Genomic DNA, 25,536 nt, shown 5'->3' on the forward strand with positions numbered 1-25,536 from the left:
GCAGTCCAATCAGCTCTCTGATTGGCTGCTTTTTTAATGCAGCCGTTATCCATCAATTGTCACCCGCCTTACCGTTGACATGGGCAGTGAAAAAGAAGAGAATCATCTCGTACAGAGTTGACATCTCATGTTAAATGCTCGACAATATAACTGATGTTCAAGTTATATAAACTAGGAGAAATATACATGAGTTATAAATCAGATCGTCCATCTTTTCAGGATCGGTTAGATCATTTCGTTAACGTGATCCGCACGGAAATCGTCAATGGCATTCGCCAGGAGGGAACGTATCTTCCAGCCGAGAGCACGCTTGCCAAACAGTTTCAGCTCAGTAATAAATCGATCCGCAAAGGGCTCGATCAGCTGGTCGATGAAGGGCTGATCGTCAAGATCGACCGGGTTGGCAGCATGGTTACGACCAGAGCCAAGGAAACGATTACGCTTAATTTCGGCTGCTCGCTTTCCTTGACGACCGACTTTCTGATTGATGAACTCATTACGTTATACATGCAGCGCAATCCGGGCATTCGTGTTCGCCGGATCACGCTGAACCATCTCAGCTATGTGAAGTCGGGCGAGGAGATGATCGCGAACGGCCTGCTGGATGTCGTGGCTTTCAACAGCCCGCAGTTCCAGGAGTGGACGGAGGAAGGACTGACGCCGCTGCTGGAACCGTTAACGCCGGATCCGGCCCTGTACCCGATCGCTGAGGAAGCCTTCCAATTCGATGGCGCAACCTATGCCAAGCCGGTATCGTTCTCGCCTGTTGTCTTGTGCTACAACAAGCGCCACTTTGCCGATGCCGGACTTCACGAGCCGGACAGCTACTGGACATGGGATGATTTGATCGATGCCTCTGTCAAGCTGGCCAAGCTAAGAGACAGACACGGCATCTATTTCCTGCCGGCCTCCGAGAACCGCTATCCGGTCTTTCTGCTGCAGGGCATCGGCAATCCGCCTGTCGGCTCTGAGGTCAATCCGAGAATGATGGAAGGGCTCCGGAAGCTGAACGAATTGATCGGTAACCGCGAGGTATTCCCGAATTATTGGGCGCAGGGGAATGACGAGACGATTCAATTATTCGCAGAGGGACAAGTGTCCGTGATTCTGTGCACCTATTTTAATTTAAACGAGCTTGCGCATCTGCCGCTGGATTACGACATATGTCCGCTTCCAAGCCTGCGCCGGGGAGATCCGCAGAAGACACTGCTGCTATCGATCGGCATGTCGCTGGTACGCCATTCCAAGTCGAAGGAGGCCGCGCGTCAATTCGTCGAATTTCTATCGTCTTCCACCGCGCAGAATCTCATTCGCGACCGGACGATAAGCATTCCAGCGCGTAAGGAAGCAGCTGAGCGTCCGCCAATAGACGGCTTGAAGTGTCCATCGCGCTATGCCATGTTCCGCGAGATGCTGCCGTCCTTTGCGTATCACAGCGACATCGGACTCCCGATGAAGAGCTTGCGTATTCTATCCAAGTGGCTGAAGGAATACTGGTCGGATATGATCACCGAGAAGACACTGCATGAGAACATGGGGGAATTGTTCGCCGCGGGCGGCAAGTCTTCCAATCCACCGACGAAATCCACTGTACAATAACTGTTTCAGTCGCTTTGGGCCGGTCGCCATCAGATGACCGGCCTTTCTCATTCCCTTCGAGGAGAAGCTGATTTTCATAAATGCTGGGATTCATGCCCATTAAATATGTGAGCGATTACAAATTTTTGCAATCGAAGTATGCAAAGAAAGCGGTACTGGCGAACGATTGAAAAATAGGTGTTGACGTTCTTTTTAAGGGCTGTGTATAATCAGTACATCAATTATACATCAGAGTGTTATACGTGACTCACATCCGATGTAATGGAAATCAGATATAAATCAGGAGGCGCGTATGCGAGCGATCAAGAGCCGAAACGGAATTGCTGTTTTCGTGGATTTGCCGGAACCTCAAATTAAACCGCAGTATGTGAAAGTGAAAATAACGTATTCATCCGTCAGTGTCGGTACGGAGTTAATGATGATTCGCACGAATCCGGAAGCACCGCTGGGCTATAGTGCGGCTGGTATCGTGACCGAAGTTGGAGAGGGCGTCACGCATGTGAAGCCGGGACAGCGGGTTGCCTGCTACGGTACCCCGGCCCATCGCGAAGTGATGCTTTCTCCCAAACACTTGACGATCCCGATTCCGGACGGCGTATCGGGCGAAGAGGCGGCCTTCTCAGGAATTGGAGCCATTGCGATCCACGCGCTCCGTCAAGCCGACCTTCGCTTCGGAGAGACCGTCGTCGTTGTAGGGGCAGGCATACTCGGTCAAATTATTGCCCGGATTGCGAACGCTTCCAATTATCGCGTTATTGGCCTGGAGCCGATGGAGGAACGAAGAAGCATGCTTAATCAGGCAGGCGTAACCGACGCTTGCAGAGATGAAGATGAGCTGAAGACCTCGTTGAACGCTCTAACGGATGGCAAGGGGGCCGACGCTGTTCTCGTATGCGCCAGCAACCGCAAGGACAGCTTGATCGATAGCGCGATCCGCTGGCTGCGGGACCGGGGGAAGGTCGTCATCGTCGGCGATACCGGATGCGAGATCGACCGGGATCTGTTGTTTATGAAAGAAGCAAGCGTTCACATTTCGAGGGCAGGCGGGCCAGGGCGCTACGAAACGGATTACGAACAGCTGGGCTTCGATTACCCGATTGGGTACGTTCGTTGGACCGAAGGACGCAATGTACAGGATTTTCTCCGAATGCTGCAGGAGCAGCGCTTTGATCTTCAATCGCTCATAACCGACCAGGTCGCGTTTGACGAATTGCCAGACATGTACGTCCGCTACGAGCAGAGTCCACAGAACAGAATGGGAGTCGTCGTTCGAATTGATTAGAGGGGTGATAAGAAGATGAGAGGAACAGCACCCGCGCCGGCTCTAATGCCAGGCGAACGCATGAAGCCAAAGTGGATGCGAACCTTCTGGCGATACCGCTGGCTGTATTTGTTTATGGTTCCCGGCATTGCCTACTATATTATATTTCATTATATTCCGATGTTTGGACTCGTCGTTGCTTTCCAGAACTATAACCTGATGGAGGGCATATTCGGAAGTCCATGGGTCGGCTTGGATAATTTCCGCACGGTGTTCTCTTCACCGGACTTTCCGGTATTGATCAAGAATACGCTGCTGCTCAGCTTCTACCGGATTATCTTCAATATGCTGCCTGATCTCGTGCTTGCGCTCATGCTGAACGAAATTCGGGTCCGCTGGTTCAAGAAGACGATTCAGACGCTGACCTACGGTCCGCACTTCTTATCGTGGATTATTGTTTACGGGATCATGTTCTCGTTCTTCGCTCCCGGCTCCGGCCTTGTGACGACATTCTTCCGCGATATGGGCTGGGGATCGATCGATGTGCTCACCAATTCCGAGTGGTTCCGGCCGATGCTGGTCTTGACGGATATTTGGAAAAGCACGGGCTACGGCGCCATCATCTATTTGGCCGCCTTAGCGGGCATCAATAATGAGTTATACGAATCGGCTTCGATGGACGGCGCAGGCCGGTGGAGGCAGCTGTGGCATATTACGCTCCCTGGCGTACGCGATGTCTTCATATTGCTCGTCATTCTTCGCCTCGGCAGCATCTTGGATGCCGGCTTCGAACAGGTCTACATCTTCCTTAACGTTCGGGTTTATGACGTTGGCGACATTCTCGATACGTGGATCTTCCGGCGGGGTATTGAACAAATGGATTTCAGCGTACCGGCCGCAGTCGGCGTATTCAAGTCCATTATCGGTTTCGTGCTTGTGCTCGGGGCGAATAAGCTGGCCAAACGGTTCGGCGGTTCCGGGATCTGGTAGGTTCCACATGCACGAAAGAAGCATCTAGCGGAGGTGAGGAAATTGCTTCTATATCAAAAGTCGCTGTCCGACCGGGTGACGGATATGGTGATTTATATCGTATTGGCCCTATTCGGAATAGCTACGCTGTTTCCCGTTTACTATGTGTTTGTCGTATCCATAACGCCTTATTCCGAAGTGCTCCGTAACGGGGGCTTCCTGCTCATACCGAAAAATATTACGTTCGAAGCATTCAAAGCCATCTTCACCAGCGGTGTTGTTCCCAGGGCATTGAATGTAACGGTTCTGATCACGGTCATGGGTACGGCGCTTAACTTGGCCGTAACCACGCTGCTTGCCTATCCGCTGTCCAAGAAATTCTTGCCTGGACGCAATGCGGTGCTGCTCGCGATAGTATTCACGATGCTGTTCTCAGGCGGCTTGATTCCGACCTTCCTGACAGTGAAGGCGGTGGGGCTGATGAATACGATTTGGGCCCTGATTATTCCGGGACTTGTCTCAACGTTCAACATGCTGATTATGAAGACATATTTTGAATCGCTCCCTCCCGAAATTGAGGAAGCCGCGAAGGTGGATGGCTGTACGGATGTTGGTACTCTGCTTCGTATCGTACTGCCGTTATCGGCGCCGATCATGGCAACATTGGGTCTCTTCTATGGTGTTAATCATTGGAATTCCTATTTCGGCGGGATTATGTACCTGAACGATCGCGACATGTTTCCGCTGCAGGTTGTCCTGCGGAATATGATCGTAACGCCTAGTGTCAGTCAGGAGCTGTCCGTGCCGCAATCTCAGCTAAGCGCCTTGCCTCCTGAATCCATCAAGATGGCAACGGTTGTCGTGGCGATCATTCCCGTCATTGCCGTATATCCGTTTCTGCAGCGCTATTTCATTAAAGGGATGATGCTCGGAGCCGTGAAGGGCTAGAGGCAAGTCTGGATGGCCGTTGATTCTATAAAGGGGGGAATGCCGTTAGACAAGAGCGCATCACTCTTGTCCGGAGATCTAGAGAAGCAGTGCCGAAAGAAGTTTCTGTTCTTCACAAAGTCCTGAGGGAGGGTACGACAATATGAAACGTTACAGTGCAATCTTAATCGGTCTGTTGGCATTATCACTTATTATCTCGGCATGCGGCAACAACAACGGCAATGGAAACAACAATGGGGGCAGCGCGTCCACGGATGCGGGCTCGGGTAATAAGGGTACAGTAGAGGAGAAAGTAAAGCTTAACTGGTTCGTCACCGCATCTGCGGATGCGCAGATACCGAAGGGTGACCTGGATTTCGTGAAGAAGACGATCGACGAGAAATTTAACGTGGATCTGGTCATCGATTATATGCCGCTTGGAACGGACTTTCAGAACAAGTTGAACTCCAGAGTGGCATCTAGCGACATTCCTGACGTCTTCTTCGTAGATGGCATCTCATCTAATCAATACATCAAGAACGGCGTCGCACGGGAAATGACGGGGCTCGTCACACCGGCCAATATGCCGAATTATTTCAAATATTGGGTGAAGGAAGAGGATTTGCCTAAGTATCAAGTACAAGGCAAGTTTGCACGCGCACCGATCCCATATGAGAGAAACTATTTCCGTTCGTATTATATCCGGAAGGATTGGCTGGACAATCTCGGCCTGCAAATTCCGAAGTCCTACGACGAAATGATCGAAGTTATGAAAGCCTTTACGCTTAACGATCCAGACGGCAACAAAAAGAACGATACGTTCGGATTTACGGCATACGGCAACGGCACGAACATGTCGATGGAATTCCCAACCTATGTCAAGAACGGCTTAGTTGGCGACTTCGTCGTAGAGGGCGATAAATTCATCGATACACGTACGGATCTCCGTATGCAGCAGACGCTGACGGATACGAAAGCGCTTCTAGATCTTGGCGTTGTTGACCCGGACTGGCTGCTGAACAAGAACGGTCAGCAATATGAGAAAGCCACGCAGGGCAAAGCGGGAATCGTGCTGGGCTTTGGCAAGAACATCGCTTTCGATAACAATGCTGAAGGACTGCAAGCGAAGACGAAAGAAATTACAGGCAATGACAAAGCGGATTGGGCGCCGTTCGATCCGTTCGCGGAGACGGGAACGTTCATTGAGCCGGTTCCAAGCAACCCTTTCCTGTTCAGCTCCAAATCGACCGATGAACAGATCAAACGTTCCATGCAGATTCTAGACTGGCTAGCCGGTGAAGAAGGCTTCCTGATGACGCATTATGGCCGCGAAGGAACGGAATTTACGCGCAGCGGGTCCCAGATCACGTTGAATCAAGAAGCATTCAAGGCGAATGTGACCGATAACGGCAACTTCCTGACCGTATACCAATGGTTTACACCGATTTCCGGACCGGAAGCCTACGAGATCGAAGTGGCGGATCCGACGATCACAGAACGCGACAAAGCGATTGTCGAGACCATCAATTCCTATAAAATCCTGCCTTCTGTCGGTACCAGCCTTGTCGTCAAGGAAGGTATGGACTTGGCGGCGCTGCGGAAACGGATGAACGAGCTGCAGGTTCAAGTCATCTACGACGAGAAGGATGCATCGAATTGGCCGAAGTACCGTGAAGAGCTGATGTCCAAATACGGTGGCAAAGAGATCTTCACCTATTATGCGGAGCAGGTTACGGCAGCTCAAGGCAAATCCATCACGTTTGATTCCGGCAATTAAACGATATCAACTTATTACCATACGGGGAGATCCGGATATCGGCTCTCCTCTCTAACTAATCTCTTAGGACGGGGGTATCAATGATGAGCAGCGAGCATGGATCGGGAAGCGTTGAAACGGCCGAAGATGATTACGCTCTGTCTTCTGCTGCAGGTATCTTCCGCGTCTCGAACGTGGAAGCATTGCGGGCTCTTCCGCCGGGGTATCGGCAGCCCGGCTTGTTGGTGTGGGTGGAAGGCTATTATGAATCAGGCGATCCAGGGGCGAAGCTTGTCCGGTACGAGGAAGCAAGTGAAGCCTCAGACAACGGCGGTACTGTACATGCACCCGCTGACGGAACTCCTGGGAGATGGGTGACCGTTCATGAGGGGATCGCAAGCTTCCGGATATTCGGCATCTTCGGGCCGGATCGAAGCGCAGATGACGCGCTGGATGCGATGGTCGGCGACGGCTCCATCTACCGGATCGAAGCGGGCTCGGATTTAAAGCTTGTACGCAGACATACGTTCAGCCGCAGCGGCATCGAGCTGGACTTTAACGGCTTTGCGGTGTATTCGGAAGGGATAGAACAGGCGCCGAAGAACGATCCGTTCGCGGCCGTGCTGCTGTTTCGCGGGACGGAAACAGGGGATACGCAGAGCTTGACCTTGAGCGAAGAGCTGGCGGAGATGACGGAATTGTTCGAGGTAGCCGACTCTTCCGCCTTCGCGGTTGGGGATTGGTGGATCGCACAGTCCAACAATCTGGCGGGCAGCGCGGAACGTGAGCTGGATAAGCTCATTCGGGTCACCGAGATCGTAAACGCGAAGCAGGTCCGTTTCAATTACAAGAATGGCTGGGCGCTCTCCGCGGGTCGGACCGTTACCTATCGGAAGGTCAATCCGGTTGTGCGTGCGTCGGTGCGCAACATGACATTCTACGGGGCCGGCGATACGCAGGAGACGGGCTCCCATCCGCTCGCCTATGAATTTGCGGTCGAGTGCGATGCTTCGGGCATTGATGCTTACGGTACGTTCTGGCCGGTCATTATGCGCCGTTATTGTACGCATTATGTGACGGAACGGTGCAGCCTGACCAATCCGACCGAGGTCGTTATCGGCGGGACCGGCTATTTGACGCAGCAAATCTATTGTCTCTACGGACATGTGCGCGACTGCCTGACGAGCAATGGCCGGCATCTGAATGATTTCACCGGCTCGGCATACGGCTATGTGGAGAATTGCCATGCGGACGGCGATGATCTGGGGGCCTTCGTTACGCACGGGCAGTATGAGCATGACCTCGTATTCATCGGCAATTCGGGGCTGATGTCGTTCGCGAACAGCGGGCCGACATGGGGTGAGAGCGCGAAGCGGATAACAGTTAAGAAGCATGTCGGTTCATGGTTCATCGCCCACCGGAAGGTCACCGATCTGACGCTGGAGGATGTCCATGTCTTCATTCGCGAGGGTGTGGAGAATTCGCGTAATACCGGGGCCATATGGCTGAACGCCGACGGCGTGCAGATGAAGAACTGTACCGCCGAGGCGATGGTGAAATTCGTGCAGGTATCGGCACGGTCGAAGCGTCCGAACATTGCGGAGAATTGCTCGTTCACCGTTACTGCGGAACGCCGTTTGTCGCATGAGAATGTGGAAGCCGAGCTGAGCTTCCGCGATTGCCGGTTTTCCGGTATAGACGGCAACCGCTTCGCGGGAGCCGGTGCAATCAGCTTCCGGGATTGCAAGCTGCAGGGGACTCATACGCAAGCTAAGCCGCTCTATGTCGCCGGCGGGCGAATCGTTTCAATTCCAGGGAGGCTCGATGAACGATACGGGCATTGTACTGACCGGCGACGGCGACAAGCGGGTAGATGTCGGTTCGGGCACGCTTATTGCAGGTGCCAATGCGGAGGGCGCGTTCTTCAAAAGGGACAGTGAATCCAAAGGTGCTGCGGATTGGCGGTTATCTGATTGCACGAGCCGGACATCGGCAACGGGAATGAGCCATTACGCGATTGGCGGAGAACGAAATCGTTATATCGCGACGGGATCAACCTTCGAAGGTGGACGTCTCGAGGCATCTGCCCATGCGTTCGAAGGCGGCCATATGCTGCACACCGCGAACGTGGAGAAGGGCGTCGATCGAAGCGGATTGCCTGAGGAGAGCGGGAATATCCAGCATCGGAACGGTAACTTGATTATAGGTGCAGCCCGATAATAAGAAGCTGGACCGTTACGGGGGCACGGGCCGTGCCAAAACGATCTTGTCCGTCGACGTTCATGCTATCCCCGAAGATCCCTATTCCAAGGAGATTGAGGCCGTAGATAGCGTGAAGCCTAGCGACATTGTTATTGGCTGTACGAACGAATCCCGCCAGAATGGTCTCTGGGGCGGAGCTGCTCTCGACCGCTTCGAAGATGCGGGGCGCACGCGGGGCGATCGTGGATGGCTTGGTACGGGATACGAAGAAAATCGTAGAGCTTGGTTTCCCCGTGTTTGCGACGGGCACGAAGCCAGTCGATTCTCAAGGACGAGGCCTTATAATCGATTATGATATTCCGGTTCTATGCGGAGGCGTCATGGTCTATCCGGGAGACGTTATATTCGAAAGACAGGGATGGTATTGTCGTCATCCCAAGCACCTTGGTCGACGAGGTCGTACTCGTTCACTAGATAAGGCGACGCGGGAGAATCATACCCGCGATGAGCTGCTGCAGGGCCGCACGATGCGGCAGGTTTACGATAAGTACGGGGTACTCTAGTCTTCTTGATTCTCCTGGCTGCATAGCGCATGGAGCAGCTTGATTCATATATGTGTGTTCAACTAGGCTGGGCCGTCAATGACCGATTATCGGTGGTTGACGGCCCTTTTTTACGTTAACAGGTCTAGGATGAAATTAGACTCGGGTCCAGTATTCGACTAAACCTGCGGCTATTCTGTAAACCGACCTGCTCCCGGTATACTGAGACAATCAAACCATGCCAAGGAGGCAGCACGTAATGAATGAGGAAGCGGTATTGCAGCTTCGGAATGTAACCAAGAAAATTGGCCGGCGTACGATCGTCGACAATTTAACATTAGATGTTCAGCGGGGGGAAGTATTCGGTTTTCTCGGGCCGAACGGAGCCGGGAAAACGACGACGATTCGGATGATCGTCGGACTGATCTCGATGACCAAGGGCGAAGCGCTCATAAAAGGAGTTTCGGTACGCAAACATTTTGAACTGGCGATGACCCATGTCGGGGCGATCGTCGAGAACCCGGAGATGTATAAATTTCTGACCGGGTACCAGAATCTGGTCCTCTGCGCAAGAAGACATGCCGGGGTCACGAAAGAGCGGATCAAGGAGGTTGTGAAGCTCGTCGGACTGGAAAACCGGATTAACGATAAAGTGAAACGATATTCGCTCGGGATGAGGCAGCGGCTTGGCGTAGCGCAGGCACTGCTGCATAAACCGTCCGTGCTCATCTTCGATGAACCGACGAACGGGCTCGATCCGGCCGGCATACGCGAGCTTCGCGATTATATGCGCAATGTCGCGCAGCAGGAGGGGATCGGGGTTATCGTATCCTCACATCTGCTGTCGGAGATGGAATTGATGTGCGATCGTGTTGCGATCATTCAGGCGGGGAAGCTCATTGACGTTCGAACGATGAGCGAATTGAAGAATGCGGTTGGCCATCAGCAAATCATTGTTGAAGTAGAGAATCCGGTGCACACGATGGAATACCTCTCTACGGCACTGCCCGGATTGGCAATCTCACTGCAGGACGGGAAACTGGAAATTATGGCAGGACGTGAACGGATACCGGAGCTGAATCGGACGTTAGTGTATGCCGATATTGACGTATACAGCATCCGGATGGCTAACCTCTCGCTAGAGGATCAGTTTCTGGAATTGACGAGGGGGGAGCAAATTGTCTAGCTTCGGTATGTTACTTCGCAACGAGAATATGAAAATCTATCGCCGCCCGAGAACCTGGGCAATGGTCGGCATCCTTATTCTGGCGCTCATGCTTCTGGCTGGGCTGATGAAGTGGGATGAATCCTCCTCGCAGGATTCTGCCGCCAATTGGAAACAGAATTTGATGCAAGACAACGAGCATATGCAGCAAAGCTTGAAGGAGCAGGCTGCCGATTCCAGTCCCGAAATGAAACAAATGATGGAAGAGCGCATTCTGCTCAATGAATATGCCATCGAGCATGATATTAATCCTAACGAGAACTCCTTGTGGTCAATCGTGAATGCTTCCTCGATGCTTATCGTTCTCGTAACTCTCTTGACGGTCGTTATTGCGGCCGATATGGTAGCCGCTGAATTCTCATGGGGGACAATTAAGCTGCTGCTGGTTGGTCCGGCGTCCAGGTCGAAGGTACTGCTGAGCAAATATGCAGCATCGCTGTTGTTCGCCTTGTTCCTCCTTGTCGTAAACTTTGCGGTCTCGTTTGCATTAGGAGCAGGCTTGGAAGGAATGGACGGTTTGTCGCAACCGCTGCTAACCGTAGGTGCTGACGGAGCAGTCCACGAAGGTTCAATGCTGCTTGATTCCCTTCAAAGATACGGCTTCAGCATCGTCCAGCTGATCATGTATGTGACGATGGCGTTTATGATCTCCGCGTCCTTCCGCAGCTCGTCGATGGCCATCGCCTTCTCGCTCTTGTTCATCCTGGCCGGGAACACGTTAGTCAATATTTTGGCGAGATACGAGTGGGTCAAATATCTGATGTTCGCGAATGTCGATCTGAGCCAGTATGTGAGCGGTACGCCGATACGGCCGGAGATGACACTCACGTTCTCCATCGGTATCTTGGTGGCCTACTACGCGTTGTTCCACTTCATTACCTGGATCATGTTTACGAAGCGGGATGTTGCAGGATAAACCATAATGAAATCCAGCTAGAACGACCGAAGTGAAAGCCGATCATCCGCTTGTAGTAGGGATGCATCGGCTTTTGCTATTTTCGGATGGGTCATCGGTCATTGATCTTGGATCATGAGATCCAACTGCTTCTTCTATTACTGGATATTGACAATTAGGTCCAGGCGGGCGTAGCATATGGGTTATTATACGGATGGAAATAAGCAATCGGACGGAGGGGTTCGGCTGCGATGAAAGGGTTGAGGTCTTATGTTAACCGACATACATTGCCATATTCTGGATGGCATAGACGATGGTGCGAAGGATTTGCAGGAATCGCTGGAGATGGCTAGAATCGCCCTACAGCATGGGACTCATCGGATTGTGGCTACGCCGCATTTTTTCGAGGGCTGCATAACACCGCGCGACCTTCTGCAGGAGAAAGTAGAGCTGCTGCAGCAGGAGCTGGACCGGCAGGAGATCGCCGTAAAGATATCCACCGGCCACGAGGTTCGGTTGGAAAGCGCCGCTTTTATTCAAGACCATCTGCAGAAGGAGAGCTTCTTCTATTTGAATGCAGCCGACAGCTTCGTCCTCTTGGAACAAAGATGGGACAGATACTGTCCGGATACCGAGGAAGTGTTGGATTGGTTTCTGAAACGAGGGACGACCCCAATTATTCCGCATCCGGAGCGGCACTTTTTCTTCCGGGATGATCCTGAACTGCTATCGCGCCTTATTGCTCAGGGCGCTTGGACCCAGGTTTCGGTCGACAGCCTGCTCGGCACGAACGGGGCAGAGGCCCAGGCGTTCGGCCGCCAGCTCATTGAACGGAACGAGGTCCACACCTTGGCCTCAGACGCTCATAATATCGTCCGCAAGCCGAATTTGTCCGAAGGTATACGCCTTGTAGGCGAATGGGCGGGACCGGCGCGCGTGCAGGAAATTACGGAACGTTCACACCGTGTCGTTGAATAGACAGCGATCGCAATCCTTCTAAGAATAACTTCTTCGAGAAACAAACAAACAAACAGCCCCCTCTTGCTGATATGCAAGTGGGGGCTGTTCTATTTGATAATGCTCATTTTTATTTACGCTTGCTAATTAGAATCGTGAGGCTGACGAGCGTGACGAAGATCGTCGCGCCCATGTCGGAGAGGATGGCGATCCACAGAGTGAGCCATCCTGGGATTGTCAGCAGCAGCGCGATCAGCTTCAAGCCAAGTGAGACCGCTATGTTGAAACGGATGACGCGGTTGACCTGCTTGGCGACGGATACCGCTTCAGGGAGCTTGCCCAGATGATCCTGCATAAGCACGATATCCGCGGTCTCGATCGCGCTGTCGGTTCCTTTGCCCATCGCAATGCCGAGCTGGGCGGAGGCGAGAGCAGGCGCATCGTTGATGCCGTCGCCGATCATCGCGACCTGGCCCCGCTGGGAAAGCTCCTTGATTTTGTTCACCTTGTCTTCAGGGAGCAGATTGCTATAGTAGTCGGTCACGCCGATGGCGGCCGCGACCTTCTCGGCCGTCTTCTTATGGTCGCCCGTCAGCATAACCGTATGCTTCATGCCGGCGCGATGCAGCTCGGCGATAACGGCTTTGCTCTCTTCCCGAATTTCGTCGGCAATGCCGAACATGCCGAGCAGGCGCCATTCGTCTGCGACCAAGACGAGCGTCAGTCCTTGTTCCTTCAAGGCCGCGATCTGCTCCTGAACGTCGGCGGGGAGGGTAAGGTGAGCGACGCTATTCTCATTGCCCAGCCAATACGGTGCTCCTCCAACTTGGGCTCGAATGCCGCTGCCGGGCACCGTTTCAATATCAGCTGCTTCCGCTGCCGGGATATTATGCCGCTCGAGCTCTCGCATGACCGCTTGGGCAAGCGGATGGGTTGAAGATTTCTCAATGGCACCGGCTACCATCATGAAGCGTTCGTCATCGTAGCTGATGATCTTCTCTACATGGGGCTGTCCCTTGGTTAATGTTCCTGTCTTGTCAAAAGCGAGTGTATCGATTCTGCCTAGCTGCTCGAGGAATACGCCGCCTTTTATCAAGATGCCATTGCGGGCATTCCGCGTAATACCGGCTACGATTGCGATCGGAGACGATAATACCAATGCGCAAGGACAGCCGACGATGAGTACGGCTAATCCTTGATAGAGCCACTCGCTCCAATCTCCGCCGAAGAGCAGGGGAGGAACAATGATGACCAGAGCAGCTATGATCATGATCAGAGGCGTATAGTATCGCGCGAATTTATTAATGAAGAGCTCGGTCGGTGTCTTCGTTTCCTGTGCTTCTTCGACCAGATGCAGGATTCTGGCAAGGGAGGAGTCCTCGTATGCTTTGTCGATGCTCACCCGAAGGACGCCTTCGTTATTCAGGCTTCCGCCGAATACTATTGCTCCTGCAGCCTTATCCACCGGCAGCGATTCACCAGTGATGGCGGCCTCGTTGACCGAGCTTGCTCCTTCCAATACGGTTCCATCGGAAGGGATCTTCTCGCCGGGCCTGACGATGACGATGTCGCCTGCCAGCAGTGATGCGACCGGGACGATCGTTTCGTGACCGTTCTCCACTTTAACGGCTTCCTTAGGCGCTGCCTTCAGAAGAGACTCCATTGAACGCCTTGCTTTCTCCATGCCCAAGCCTTCCAGAAGCTCATTCAAGCCGAATAAGATGGCGACGAGTGTTGCTTCCTTCCATTCTCCGATGGCGATTGCACCGATGAGGGCAATCGTCATAAGGGTATCAATGTTGAAGCGTAAGGCAAACAAATTCCGAAGTCCGCGCATAAACGTCGAGTAGCCGCTTATAACGGTTGCGACAAGATAAAGTCCGATCTGGACATTGCTGCCGAGAATGCCATCGGACAAGATGACGGCCACATAGATGATAGCGGAAAGCGCAAGAAGCTTGATCATAAGTGAATTGCCATGCCCGTGACTATGGGAATGATCATGGCCGGAGTGATCGTGACCCGCATGATCGTGACCCGCATGATCGTGACCGGAGTGATCGTGACCTGAATGATCATGTCCTGCATGATCGTGACCGGAGTGATCATGCCCCCCGTCTATGTGTGCATGTTTGTGTGCCGGCTGCGGTTTCTCGATATAGGCATGCTCCTTCTTCAGTATGCGTTCAACATCCTGCAGCGACACGCGCGAATCGAGCTTTAGCTTCCCGGTCGTATAGATGAGCTGGGCATTGCCGCCGTGCTCGAGCTTTTTAATCTGCTCTTCCAACGACAGCGTGCAGTTTCCGCAGGATAGTCCCTTCACCCTGTATTCGTTCATGCGGATTCCCTCTTTCATAACCTATATATGAATACTTGATCATATGATAGTTCAAATGCAACTGGCTGTCAAACCCATTTTATTAGTTTGAACGGATAAGGTGACGATCATCCAGCCCGTATTGGTATTGATGAAATGGTTCATCCTATGATACGTTAATATCAGCCAACAAAGAGCTCGTTTCACTCCCTTAGTCCATTTCGTCCGAGGAGGTCTATTAGGATGATGCCGCCTCAATATTTAAGGAGCTTGTTCCTCGTGGTTGTGCTTGCATGCAGCCAATTGTGGACGATGCCTCTAACAGCCGCGGAAGGCGAATCCAAGGGGGGCGCGGAAGAAGAGCTCATAGCAGAGCCTGTTCTTCAAGCTGAATCTGCGATTCTCATGGATGCAAAAACCGGGGCGGTATTGTATGCGCTCAATGCCGACAAGCCGTTATATCCGGCAAGTATTACGAAGATCGTGACGGGAATTGTCGCTCTGGAGGCCGTCACGGATTTGAACAGTCTCGTTACCGTATCGAAGGAAGCCAGGTACGAAGACGGCACACGGGTCTTTCTGGCCGAGGGTGAGCAGCAGACGCTTGAGAATCTCATTTATGGCATGCTGGTCAACTCTGGGAACGATGCTGCAACGGCCATTGCTGAATTTATTGACGGCACCAAGGAGAAATTCGCAGAACGCATGAACACCTTCGTACGAGACAAAGCTGGCGCCACGCAAAGCCTCTTTATGAATCCAAGCGGGCTCCCCGACCCGCTGCAGGTAACGACCGCACTGGATATGGCGCATATTGCGCAATACGCGATGAAGAATGAGCAATTTCGAACGATTGTCGGAACCATGAAGCGGCCCTGGGCGGGTGCGGAATGGACATCAGAGCTTATTAACCACAATAAGCTGCTGGGAAGCTATGAAGGAGCAACGGGAATCAAGAACGGATATACGAACGCTGCCGGGTTCACGCTTGTTGCCTCGGCCAAGCGGGGAGAGATGGAGCTGATCGGCGTTATTTTGAAAGCGCCAACAAATAATGGGATCTATGCAGATATGCGTAAATTGCTGGACTACGGCTTTCAAGGCTTTCAACTGCAGAAGCTGTTCGACAGCGGCCAGACCTACCCACAGACTGCTATGATGGAGGCCCCTTCTTATGTTGCTTCCGAAGAAATATGGGCGGTAATTCCCCAGGGGGAGCAGCCGGTTATTCGGGTTGAGCCGAGCGGCAATGTATGGGTCGAAACCTCGAAGGGCTCCACTGTAGCGGGGAAGATGACTGTGATAGAACCCGAAGCAGCGGATGAGCCCGCCTTGAAGAACAGCAAGACCATAAGTGAAGAGACCGAGAGGCAAATCAACCTGTGGCTTATTCTTGTGTTCTTCTCTTGGCTGATCATGAATGCCTTCCTTGTGCTCATTGCCTGCCTTCGTTATAGGCGGAAACGGAAGTATCGTTCACCAGAATGGTAATAACAGCTTCGTGCTCACTGCGCATTCTATGTTATAATAGCTCTCAAATAAGAGGCGAGGGATAGCGGGGACACTATGACTGAAAAATTGATACAGGATGCTTGCGACGATACATGCAGTGGAACGGAGGCCGATGTTCTAGCCGTTCAGGAGAAGCTTATAGGCGAAGCGGCGGCAACCGAGCTGGCAGATTTGTTTAAAGCTCTGGGCGATCCGACGCGGGTCAAAATGATTCATGCGCTCCTCCAATCGGAGCTCTGCGTACATGATCTAACGGTCGTTCTTGCGATGGGGCAGTCTGCCGTCTCCCATCAATTGCGGTTTCTTCGAAACCTGCGCATTGTCAAGCGCCGTAAAGTTGGGAAGACCGTCTACTACTCCCTTGACGACGATCATGTGGAGCAGATTTTTGTTCAGACCCTGCAGCATTTGAAGCACGACTAAATCAAGACTGGAGCGTCATCCTCATCAAGGGGGTGGCGCTCGTAATATGTCCGAATAAGGAGAGGTAACGAATGGGTGAAGCAAGGAAAGGACAAGCAGTGAAGGGACAAGCCGTGAAAGGTTCTTCTAAGAGACCGCCGGTCAAGAAGGGCCCTAGAAATCTTATAATTTTTACAGCGATAATAGTTGTATTATTCGTGCTGATGGTTGTGTTAAACCAAGCAGCTAAGGAGCCTGTAACGTTGGATAAAGCCCCTGATATTACGAATCAACCGGTGGAAGGCAGCCAGGAAGCCAAGGTTAATATCGTTGAATTCGGCGATTACAAATGTCCGACGTGCAAAGCGTGGGGAGAACAAATTTATCCGAAGCTCAAGAAGGATTATATCGATACGGGGAAAGTGAAGTTCTCCTATATTAATGTACTGTTCCATGGTGAAGAATCGAAGCTTGGCGCCATTGCAGGCGAGTCCATCTGGGCACAGAATCCTGAGGCGTTCTGGCCATTCCACGAAGCATTGTTCAAGGCGCAGCCAGCGGTCAACCATGACGATCTGTGGCTTACACCGGAGAAGGTGCTGGAGGTTGCGGGTACCATCAGCCCGGCGATCGATGCCGATAAGCTGAAATCCGATATGGATTCCCAAGCGACGCTGCCTCAAGTAGAGCTCGATGAGAAGCTCGTGGAGGAGTTTAAAATTACAGGAACGCCGACGATCATGATCAACAAGGTCAAGCTGGACGATCCCTTTGATTATGACGCCATCGTCAAGCTCATCGAAGAAGGTCAATAACTATTATGAATAGCGGGGGCGCAGGATGAAACTTCGTGACTACACGCTGTATATGGCATGGATCGTAGCCATAGCGGCAACACTCGGAAGTCTGTATTTTAGCGAAATACGCGGATATATTCCTTGCGAATTATGTTGGTATCAGCGCATTCTGATGTATCCGCTCGCTTTGATTCTGGGAATCGCAGCGTATAACACCGAGACTAGCATCAAGAAATATGTGCTGCCGTTATCCGTGATCGGCGGTCTCATCTCACTGTTTCATTATTTGGAGCAGAAGGTGCCCGGATTTGCTGCAATTAAACCCTGTACACAAGGCGTCCCCTGCAGCACCGCCTATATTAATTGGCTCGGCTTTATTACCATTCCGTTCTTGGCGTTAATCGCCTTCACGCTCATTACGGTGCTCATGCTGCTGACTAAATCCGAAAAATGAAAGGATTCTAATAAAAAATAAAGAGGAAAAAGACGGAAATCCTCGAATTAGACTATTTAGAGTAAGCAGGATGACACATAGAAGCCTAATTCTCCAGCACAGGAGAAACGGGGGACCCAACCTGGGTGAATTCATCTTCCATGGGAAGATAATAGGGACCTTCAACCGAACCCCTCAGCTAACCTCGTAGGCAACGAAGGGAGAAAGTCAGTTTGAAAAAAGCTTTAGTATCATTAGTAGCAGGGGTCATGTTATTTGCAGGGGGAGGAAGTGTCTTTGCAGGGCAAACGCCATTGAATGAATCCGTATCTGAGGTTATCGGCACGCCGTACAAGTGGGGCGGAACAACAGAGAAGGGATTCGACTGCTCGGGATTCATCATCTATATCTTCGATCAGTTCAAGGTGAAGCTGCCAAGAACATCCAGTACGCAAGCGAAGACGGGTACTGAAGTGAGCAAGGACGAGCTCCGTGAGGGTGACCTCGTATTCTTCAATACGAGCGGCAATGGCATTTCCCATGCGGGAATTTATATGGGGGATGGGAAATTCGCTCATTCATCCAGCAGCAAGGGTGTTGTCGTCAGTAAATTAAGCGATTCCTATTACAAGGACCGCTATGTAACGGCTCGGCGCGTGATATCTTCCGAAACGTATTCCTCGATCGTCAAAGGTTAATAAGAAAGAGGATTCAACTCATAACAGCGAATGAAGACCGGAGACCCTCCGGTCTTTTTCTATTTATTTTCATGAAGGGGCACGTCCAAATAAAAGTTGTTTACGTGGCGATGCAATGCGACTAGAATGCTATTGAAGGCGCTTTCTAAGGATTATATGATACTTCAATCGGGGGAGATTCGATGACCATTAAATATCCGAATAAAGTGAATGTGAACACGACTAACCTTGCGCTGGCAATTGCACAAGGCTGTCATCCCATGCAGCAGCAGTTTGATCCGCAGCATAACCGTCTCCCATATTTCGGTAATATTATGAGCGGACCGGAACCGGGTAATTCCCATTTTACGAATTACTCGATCTCGCATGTGCCCGGCAGGTGGCTGAATGCGCTATTGAATGCAGAAGAGGTGCTTGGCCTAACCTTAAATGAAACCGTCATCGAGGAGCTTGCATGCTGTACATACAAAGCCTTCAGTCATCCGATGAATATGCCGCAATTTGTCGATGTAGATACCTCCCAGCCAATACCTACGAGTGATTTGCATAATTTACGGGAAGCGACTCACGCGCTGTACGCTCTAATCAAGTATAGAAACGATGAGCAGGCTCTCGATATTGCGAAGCGCTTTATTCACACGGTTTCGGCCTATTTCAATTTTTCAAACGGCGAATGGGAGGAAGCGCGGTTTCATGAGGACACGGGGGGAAGCACGACGTTTACGTGCGGACAGCTGCGTACGTTCCCTATTTCATTCGGGCGATTTATCGGTCCCCTCGTAAAGCTGTACAAGGCATGCGGACTAGAGGATGCGCTAGTGCTTGCTATCCGTCTGAAGGATTATGCCTTCGAGCATGTTATTAACGAGCAGGGCGATTACGATGTTCGCATCTTTGGCGAGCATACGCATTCCACGACGGCAATGATCTCCTCCTTAGCTCAATTAGGCGAGGTTTTGGGGGATCGGTCGATCCTGGACAGAGTTGCAGCATTCATGGAGAATGGGCTGCGGCAGATCGCATTGGAATTCGGTTGGTGCATTGAAAACTATCATCGCAAAGATCACTGGGGGGAAATCAATAATACGTCGGATATCATGGAAACCTGTCTGATTCTGGGGAAAGCCGGGTACGCCAACTATTTTCAACAGGCGGAGCGCATATTAAGAGCCCATTTCTTGCCCGCACAGCTGCTGGATACTTGTTTCATTCCGGAGTGGGACTGTCCGGATCAGGATTACCGCCACAAGCTTGCCTCTAGATCGAAAGGGGCCTTCGGTTTTCCTTGTCCTTACGGGCATGAATATGAGAAGGACTACGTCATCTCCTTCAATTGGGACATCGTCGGCGGCGGCGTCGGGGGGCTATGTGAGGCCTATCGGGATAAGGTGATCAAGAGGCATGGATTGATCAGCATCAATCTTCATTTTGACCATCAGGACGAAGATATTGAGGTCACAAGTCCATATACCCATCAAGATGTTATGGGAATTCTGGTGAAACGCAAGCATCCGATTCGACTGCGGCTCTCGGATTGGATGAACGAAGCCAATATGACCCTAACGGTCCATAATAATGCGAAAGCCCTCAATATTTTCTCGGAGGGGTGGCTGTACCTGTATGGATTAGAGGAAGGCGATCGTATTGAGATCCAATTCGATATGCAGCTCGAGACGAAGCACTACACGTTCAGGGAGGATACGTTCTCCTTCCAGTGGCGCGGGGATGCTGTAGCAGCAGCTTCAAATTTTGGACGCAGGCTTTGTTACTTTGATGATATTGCTGATGTGGCGCAGGGATAATGGAAGAAGAAAAGGAAGGTGAATCGTTAAGATGATCAGACACGAAGGCATTCATCATGTGAGTTTAATCGTAACCGATTTGGAGCGGGCGAGATCCTTCTACAAGGAAGTGCTCGGATTACGTGAAATCCCAAGACCTCCCTTCGACTTTCCCGGCGAATGGTTAGCCGTCGGCGAGACCGGCCAGCAGCTGCATCTGATCGTGCACGAAGGAGAAACGCTGCGGGCAGGCGGCATCGATACGAGGGACGGCCATTTTGCCATACGCGTAGATGACTTTAACGAGACGGTTGAATGGCTGCGGGAGCAAGGCATCGAACATAAGGCGAACCCGGATAGTATCACTGGATTTGCCCAAATATTTCTGCTGGATCCGGACCATAATGTGATTGAATTAAATGCAGCGCGGCGTTGAGCCGCGCTTTTTGCTGTACCTGCCTCAGCTTCGTGCCCGAGAAAATGGCATAGTTGGAAACGTTATTGGACAATCTAAATCAACGGCAGGCTGCATATGGATCTATCCGTGAAATAAAGTCAATAATGTCTCCCTTGACCTGACGATTGTCTCCTTCCTGGCGGCTGATTCTTGGAATAAAGTTAAAGAAATAGGCAGCATTATCGAAAGAGCGGGTGATGAGAACTTGGTTCGAAGGCTGACGGCTGTCTTGGTCATTCTATTGTTTGTAAGCGCTTGCCAATCGCGATCGGCTCCCTATGAAATCATCTATACGATGGAACCGAAGAAGCCGCCTGCAGAGGCAGCGGAGCAGCGTAAATATACGATTGGGGTCGTTCCTAAGGTGATGGAGATCCCTTATTTCAATGTGGCTGAAGACGGTGCAATGGAAGCGGCGCAGGATCTGGGCGTGAATGTGGTCTATGAAGGACCGCTAATTGCAGACGGTGCTCAGCAAGCCAAGGTGATTCAAGACCTGATTGCACGCAAGGTGGATGTGATCGCCGTGTCCGCGAATGATCCTGCAACACTGCTGCCGGTGCTCAAGAGGGCGAGGGAGAACGGGATTAAAGTGATTACCTGGGACGCCGATACCCTGCCGGAGGCAAGAGAGCTCTTCGTCAACATGGTGGATCCGGAAACGCTTGGGCGCCATCTTCTGGATACGCTGGCATGGACGATGGGGGAGAAGGGCGAGTTCGCGATTATGACCGGAGCGAAATCGGCATCTAATTTGAATGAGTGGATCAAATGGATCAAGATCCAACAGCAGCAATTTTATCCGGATATGAAGCTGGTCGAAATTGTAGCGACTGACGATGACCCGCAGAAGGCTTACGAAGTCGCCCAGAGGCTATTGAACAACTATCCGGATATTACGGGGATTATCGGAAACTCGTCCGTAGGCCCGCCGGCAGCATCCCAAGCCGTGAAGGAAGCGGGCAGGAGCGGGAAGGTGAAGGTAGTCGGATTGTCGACGCCGAATTTAATGCGTGAGTATTTGAAGGATGGGTCCGCTCAGACCGCAACGCTGTGGAGCCCGAAGAAGCTCGGGTATCTGACAGTTGTACTGGCCAAAAATCTACTCGAGGGTCAGCGGCCTGTCGATGGCGACCGGATTGAGAATGTCGGTAATATCAGAGTGAACGGGGATGTTGTCATCATGGGTGAACCTCTTGATTTTATGGCGGAGAACGTGGATCAGTATGATTTTTAAGGTGCCGGAACGCTATCGCTTTCGAAATTACCGACTAAGCACCAAGCTGATTATTACCTATATTATACTCACTGTCATTCCGATGATGCTTCTCGGGTATATCTCGTTCGTCCAATATAACCGGTCGATACAGGAGCAAATCGGCGAGTATATGCCTCGATTCCTGCAGCAGGCGAATGCGAATATCGAGAAGCATATTGAAGAATTTATGGCGCTTCCGGAGCTGCTGCTTAATTCGGATAGCGCTGTTGCTGTGTTAAGGCGGGATTCCTATCAGTCTCAATCCGACTTGAATTTCGATCAATATACGCTCAGCAATTATTTGACCCGGACTTACTTGAACGGCTCGAATTCCGATGTCTTGGGTGTGTTTGTGCTCTCCAAAAACCGATTGTTCTACAGCTCAAGAATGGAGTTTACCGGCTTGGATTGGGTGAAGAACGCTAACCCGTACGGACAGGATCTCGACTTGAGAGGCAAGGCGAAGATCATTCTGCCGAGCGAAACCCATTTGAAATTCGAAGGCGATATTCCTTATATTCTGATCACGAAACAAATGAACGACTTCGATAATCGCAAGAATTTGGGCACCATGTTTATAGCGGTTCAGTTAACGTTCATCGACAGCATCCTGCGTGATTTCGAGAAGAATGAGAAAGCGGATCTATGGGTCATGAACCGGCAGGGTGAAATTATCTATCATACGGATCGTGATAAGATCGGAACGATTGATCCGGATATCAAGCGGTATCCAATCCTGAACGGGAGCTTCCTAGCGGAAGGCAGCGGAGATTCGCGGCTGGTTAGTGTTACCGAATCGTCAAGCTTCGGCGGTGTGATCGCGCACAGCATACCCTTGAAGTATTTGACGGAGCGTACAGATCTGGCCAAGCAGGTTACGATCGTCGTATTTATCGTGATGGTGGTCGTGACATCTATTTTCTCCGTGCTATTCGCGCTGCGCGTCACGCGTCCCATTAAGAAGCTGTCCCAATTAATGAAAGAGGTCGAGATGGGCAAGTTCCAGGTCAACCTCAAAATACAGAGCACGGACGAGGTGGGCATGCTGGCACGGAGCTTTAATTCTATGATCGCTACCATCCGCGAGCTCATTGAGAAGAATTACGATATTAAGATTCGGCAGAAGGAAGCCGAGCTCTATGCGCTTCAGTCGCAAATCAATCCGCACTTTATGTACAACACGCTGGAGACCATTAATATGGCCGTTGAGAACGGGGAGACGGATACGGTGGTTCAGATGGTGACCCAGCTTGGCCGGATGCTGCGGTTTTCCGTAAGCAATAAATTTCGAATCGTGCGGATCGAGGAGGAGCTGCAGCATGTGACGGATTACCTGATGATCCAGAAGTTCCGGTTCGAGGACCGGCTTACCTTTGATATTGACCGGCGCACGGAAACCGGGGATTTGTATACGCCGAAGTTTATTCTGCAGCCAATCGTCGAGAATTCGATTAAATACGGGATGGAATCGCGTCAGGCGCTTCATATCGAAATTATGATCAGCAAGGAATTCAGCGCGCGCTCCGGCGAGTCGGATATCGTGCTGCGTATTCGGGATAACGGGCCGGGAATTGCCGCGGAGCGTCTTGGAGAATTGGAGCAATCGCTGCGGTCAGGGACGCTCGCAGGCAAAGATTCCGAATTCGGACTGAGCAACGTCAATGATCGCATCGCTATGATGCTTGGGGCAGATTACGGTATCCAGCTGCATAGTATTGAAGGCAAGGGAACGGAAGTGACCGTGAGAATATCAATGATTGACCTTAACGAGAAGATGAGATTGGAACAGACCAAAGATGAAGGGACTTGATGATAGCATGGAGGCCATCCGAACGTTGATTGTAGACGACGAAGCGCGTATTCGCGGCGGTATTGAGCGGCTGCTCGGCACCTGCGAAGGCAGCTTTGAGATTGTAGCCAGCCATGCGGACGGTAAAGCGGCATTAGATTATTTGCATCAAATCAACGGAGCGATCGACCTGCTCATTACAGATGTGAAGATGCCCGTTATGGACGGGCTGACGCTGATCAAAGAAGCCAGGCAATTGTATGCGTTCTATCCGGTTCTGATCAGCGGTTATGATGATTTCGAATACGTTCAGGCAGCGATTCGCGAGGGAGCCGTCGATTATTTGCTCAAGCCGATCGACCGGGATCAGTTCCGCGCCCGAATGGCCAACATTCAAACCATCATTCGTCAGAACCGGCTGTATCGCCACCAGTGGGGTGAGATGAAGAAGAAGGAAAACAAGTTGATCGAAACGCGTCAAACCCAGATGCTGAGCTACGTCACCTCGGCAGGCCTTGATATGACGCGGCTGGGGTATTGGGTCGATGAGTTTCCGAAAGGTGATTACTTGCTGCTCTATATAAGCCTCGATCCCGTTCCCGTGAAGACGCGAAGCTATTCGTCGAAGGACTGGGGGGCGTACAGCTACGCTCTGGACAATATTATCGGGGAAGTGACGACGGGACAAGCCGCCACCAGCGATAGTGAAAGCTGGTATTGGAAAGGAGGAGACTCCGATTTCTGGGTGCTGCTCCATCGCCCCGTGCGTGAACATGAACGGACTCTTGAGGAGGTGGCTGCAGAGCTGTCCAAGGAGCTTCGATCCGCGATCCGCTCCCATACGCCTTTCACCGTATCCGTAGCCTATGGGGACACGATCGAGGACCTCTATCTGCTTCCGGAAGCGAAGCAGCAAGCCCTGTCGCTTATGAATTACCGGCTGCTGGATGGCAGCAACCAGTCCTTCCACGCCCATCCGGATGCATGGGCAGGCGGGCGGATGGATGCGGATCTTGCGCGGTTCGCCCACCGGTTGCGAGTCTCGGTTGAACAGGCTAATGCAGAGGAAGCCGCACAGATTTCGAAGCAATTTTTCGAGAAATTGAAGGCGGTCGAATCGCCAACCTCCATCAAGCGCGCGGTGCAGAACGTATTCATGCTCATCCATTCCGCAGGCTTGGAGCATGAGGATGCGGGCGGTAGCGCCAATAAGCTGGAGCAGGCGTTTCAGGTACTCAATCGAGCGGCGAATCTGCATGAGCTGAAGGTAGAGGTCGATCGTCTGATGAATGTCATTATCCATCAAATCCGCCAAGCCCGCCAAAGCGGCAGCATCAAGCCAGTCGAGCAGGCGAAAGCTTGGATTGCCGAGCATTTGGCTGGCGACATTAGCATCAAGTCAATCGCCGATCAGGTGCATATGAATCCGTCTTATTTTTGCCGGTACTTTAAAACGCAAACGGGAGATACCATCCTCGATTACATTACGAGCTTGCGGATGGAGAAAGCAAAAGAGCTATTGCTTGCCTTCCCGGGCATGAAGCTGCAGGATATTTGCCAGCAGATCGGCTACGTGGACGTCAAGTATTTCAGCCGGCTGTTTAAGCAGCATTTTGGCGAGACGCCTTCGAAATTCCGCGAACACGCGGAAACGAACGGGGTCCGTACGCCATAGTGTGCAGGAGCGAGGCTTGGACTTGGACGCTCTGGTAAGTCCTTAGCATGCTGGCCGGGCGTTAGGCGGCGTTTACATGGC

The 25,536-nt window shown here is 51.7% G+C and carries 22 protein-coding genes and 1 riboswitch; of the genes, 21 read left to right on the forward strand and 1 reads right to left on the reverse strand.

Features of this window, described 5'->3' with window-relative positions; all coding sequences use genetic code 11:
- The first annotated feature begins 186 nt into the window (after positions 1–186).
- From NNL21_RS11980 to NNL21_RS12030, 11 genes are all read left to right on the forward strand, one after another.
- Positions 187–1,599: an extracellular solute-binding protein gene (locus NNL21_RS11980; protein WP_204819217.1), complete on the forward strand. Its 1,413-nt coding sequence runs from the start codon at positions 187–189 to the stop codon at positions 1,597–1,599.
- 292 nt (positions 1,600–1,891) lie between these two features.
- Positions 1,892–2,881 (forward strand): zinc-dependent alcohol dehydrogenase, encoded by a 990-nt coding sequence (locus NNL21_RS11985; RefSeq protein WP_204819218.1) that lies wholly within the window; start codon positions 1,892–1,894, stop codon positions 2,879–2,881.
- Between the two features lie 15 nt (positions 2,882–2,896).
- On the forward strand, positions 2,897–3,850 hold the full coding sequence (locus tag NNL21_RS11990) for an ABC transporter permease (protein WP_256555182.1): 954 nt from the start codon (positions 2,897–2,899) through the stop codon (positions 3,848–3,850).
- A gap of 33 nt (positions 3,851–3,883) precedes the next feature.
- On the forward strand, positions 3,884–4,777 hold the full coding sequence (locus NNL21_RS11995; RefSeq protein WP_204819219.1) for a carbohydrate ABC transporter permease: 894 nt from the start codon (positions 3,884–3,886) through the stop codon (positions 4,775–4,777).
- Positions 4,778–4,919: 142 nt separating this feature from the next.
- Positions 4,920–6,533 (forward strand): type 2 periplasmic-binding domain-containing protein, encoded by a 1,614-nt coding sequence (locus NNL21_RS12000; protein WP_204819220.1) that lies wholly within the window; start codon positions 4,920–4,922, stop codon positions 6,531–6,533.
- Positions 6,534–6,613: 80 nt separating this feature from the next.
- Positions 6,614–8,452 carry a putative phage tail protein gene (locus tag NNL21_RS12005; RefSeq protein ID WP_204819221.1) on the forward strand — a complete coding sequence of 613 codons (1,839 nt, stop codon included), beginning with the start codon at positions 6,614–6,616 and terminating at the stop codon, positions 8,450–8,452.
- Positions 8,337–8,732, forward strand: coding sequence for a hypothetical protein (locus NNL21_RS12010; protein WP_204819222.1), 396 nt, complete (start codon positions 8,337–8,339; stop codon positions 8,730–8,732). Before NNL21_RS12005 ends, NNL21_RS12010 begins: the two co-directional genes overlap by 116 nt.
- Before the next feature lie 128 nt (positions 8,733–8,860).
- Positions 8,861–9,277, forward strand: coding sequence for an RraA family protein (locus tag NNL21_RS12015; RefSeq protein WP_204819223.1), 417 nt, complete (start codon positions 8,861–8,863; stop codon positions 9,275–9,277).
- 238 nt (positions 9,278–9,515) lie between these two features.
- A complete protein-coding gene (locus tag NNL21_RS12020; RefSeq protein ID WP_204819224.1) occupies positions 9,516–10,442 on the forward strand; it encodes an ABC transporter ATP-binding protein in 927 nt (308 codons plus the stop codon).
- The gene (locus tag NNL21_RS12025) at positions 10,435–11,397 is read left to right on the forward strand and encodes an ABC transporter permease (RefSeq protein WP_204819225.1); all 963 of its coding nucleotides are present in this window, start codon (positions 10,435–10,437) and stop codon (positions 11,395–11,397) included. The genes NNL21_RS12020 and NNL21_RS12025 overlap by 8 nt, the downstream gene beginning before the upstream one ends.
- Before the next feature lie 249 nt (positions 11,398–11,646).
- Positions 11,647–12,354 carry a tyrosine-protein phosphatase gene (locus NNL21_RS12030; RefSeq protein ID WP_204819226.1) on the forward strand — a complete coding sequence of 236 codons (708 nt, stop codon included), beginning with the start codon at positions 11,647–11,649 and terminating at the stop codon, positions 12,352–12,354.
- Positions 12,355–12,463: 109 nt separating this feature from the next.
- Here NNL21_RS12030 and NNL21_RS12035 read toward each other — a convergent pair whose 3' ends face one another.
- Positions 12,464–14,674 carry a heavy metal translocating P-type ATPase gene (locus NNL21_RS12035; RefSeq protein WP_204819227.1) on the reverse strand — a complete coding sequence of 737 codons (2,211 nt, stop codon included), beginning with the start codon at positions 14,672–14,674 and terminating at the stop codon, positions 12,464–12,466.
- Between the two features lie 222 nt (positions 14,675–14,896).
- Between NNL21_RS12035 and NNL21_RS12040 the strand changes: the two genes are divergently transcribed.
- The 10 genes from NNL21_RS12040 to NNL21_RS12085 all read left to right on the forward strand — a co-directional run bounded on the left by NNL21_RS12040 (position 14,897) and on the right by NNL21_RS12085 (position 25,455).
- Positions 14,897–16,144 carry a D-alanyl-D-alanine carboxypeptidase family protein gene (locus NNL21_RS12040; RefSeq protein ID WP_256555183.1) on the forward strand — a complete coding sequence of 416 codons (1,248 nt, stop codon included), beginning with the start codon at positions 14,897–14,899 and terminating at the stop codon, positions 16,142–16,144.
- 75 nt (positions 16,145–16,219) lie between these two features.
- Positions 16,220–16,588 (forward strand): ArsR/SmtB family transcription factor, encoded by a 369-nt coding sequence (locus NNL21_RS12045; RefSeq protein WP_204819228.1) that lies wholly within the window; start codon positions 16,220–16,222, stop codon positions 16,586–16,588.
- Between the two features lie 71 nt (positions 16,589–16,659).
- Positions 16,660–17,382: a DsbA family protein gene (locus NNL21_RS12050; RefSeq protein WP_204819229.1), complete on the forward strand. Its 723-nt coding sequence runs from the start codon at positions 16,660–16,662 to the stop codon at positions 17,380–17,382.
- Positions 17,383–17,407: 25 nt separating this feature from the next.
- On the forward strand, positions 17,408–17,818 hold the full coding sequence (locus NNL21_RS12055) for a disulfide oxidoreductase (RefSeq protein ID WP_204819230.1): 411 nt from the start codon (positions 17,408–17,410) through the stop codon (positions 17,816–17,818).
- Between the two features lie 72 nt (positions 17,819–17,890).
- Positions 17,891–18,026: riboswitch (cyclic di-AMP (ydaO/yuaA leader) on the forward strand.
- 4 nt (positions 18,027–18,030) lie between these two features.
- Positions 18,031–18,495: a C40 family peptidase gene (locus NNL21_RS12060; RefSeq protein ID WP_204819231.1), complete on the forward strand. Its 465-nt coding sequence runs from the start codon at positions 18,031–18,033 to the stop codon at positions 18,493–18,495.
- Between the two features lie 182 nt (positions 18,496–18,677).
- The gene (locus tag NNL21_RS12065; protein ID WP_204819232.1) at positions 18,678–20,297 is read left to right on the forward strand and encodes a glycoside hydrolase family protein; all 1,620 of its coding nucleotides are present in this window, start codon (positions 18,678–18,680) and stop codon (positions 20,295–20,297) included.
- Positions 20,298–20,328: 31 nt separating this feature from the next.
- The gene (locus NNL21_RS12070; protein ID WP_204819233.1) at positions 20,329–20,712 is read left to right on the forward strand and encodes a VOC family protein; all 384 of its coding nucleotides are present in this window, start codon (positions 20,329–20,331) and stop codon (positions 20,710–20,712) included.
- A 226-nt stretch (positions 20,713–20,938) separates the two neighbouring features.
- The gene (locus tag NNL21_RS12075; RefSeq protein WP_256555184.1) at positions 20,939–21,970 is read left to right on the forward strand and encodes an autoinducer 2 ABC transporter substrate-binding protein; all 1,032 of its coding nucleotides are present in this window, start codon (positions 20,939–20,941) and stop codon (positions 21,968–21,970) included.
- A complete protein-coding gene (locus tag NNL21_RS12080) occupies positions 21,960–23,801 on the forward strand; it encodes a sensor histidine kinase (RefSeq protein ID WP_204819234.1) in 1,842 nt (613 codons plus the stop codon). Before NNL21_RS12075 ends, NNL21_RS12080 begins: the two co-directional genes overlap by 11 nt.
- Positions 23,788–25,455, forward strand: coding sequence for a response regulator transcription factor (locus tag NNL21_RS12085; protein ID WP_256555185.1), 1,668 nt, complete (start codon positions 23,788–23,790; stop codon positions 25,453–25,455). The genes NNL21_RS12080 and NNL21_RS12085 overlap by 14 nt, the downstream gene beginning before the upstream one ends.
- Positions 25,456–25,536 lie beyond the last annotated feature (81 nt).

The organism is Paenibacillus mendelii (assembly GCF_024498075.1).
Taxonomy (GTDB): Bacteria; Bacillota; Bacilli; order Paenibacillales; family Paenibacillaceae; genus Paenibacillus_Z; species Paenibacillus_Z mendelii.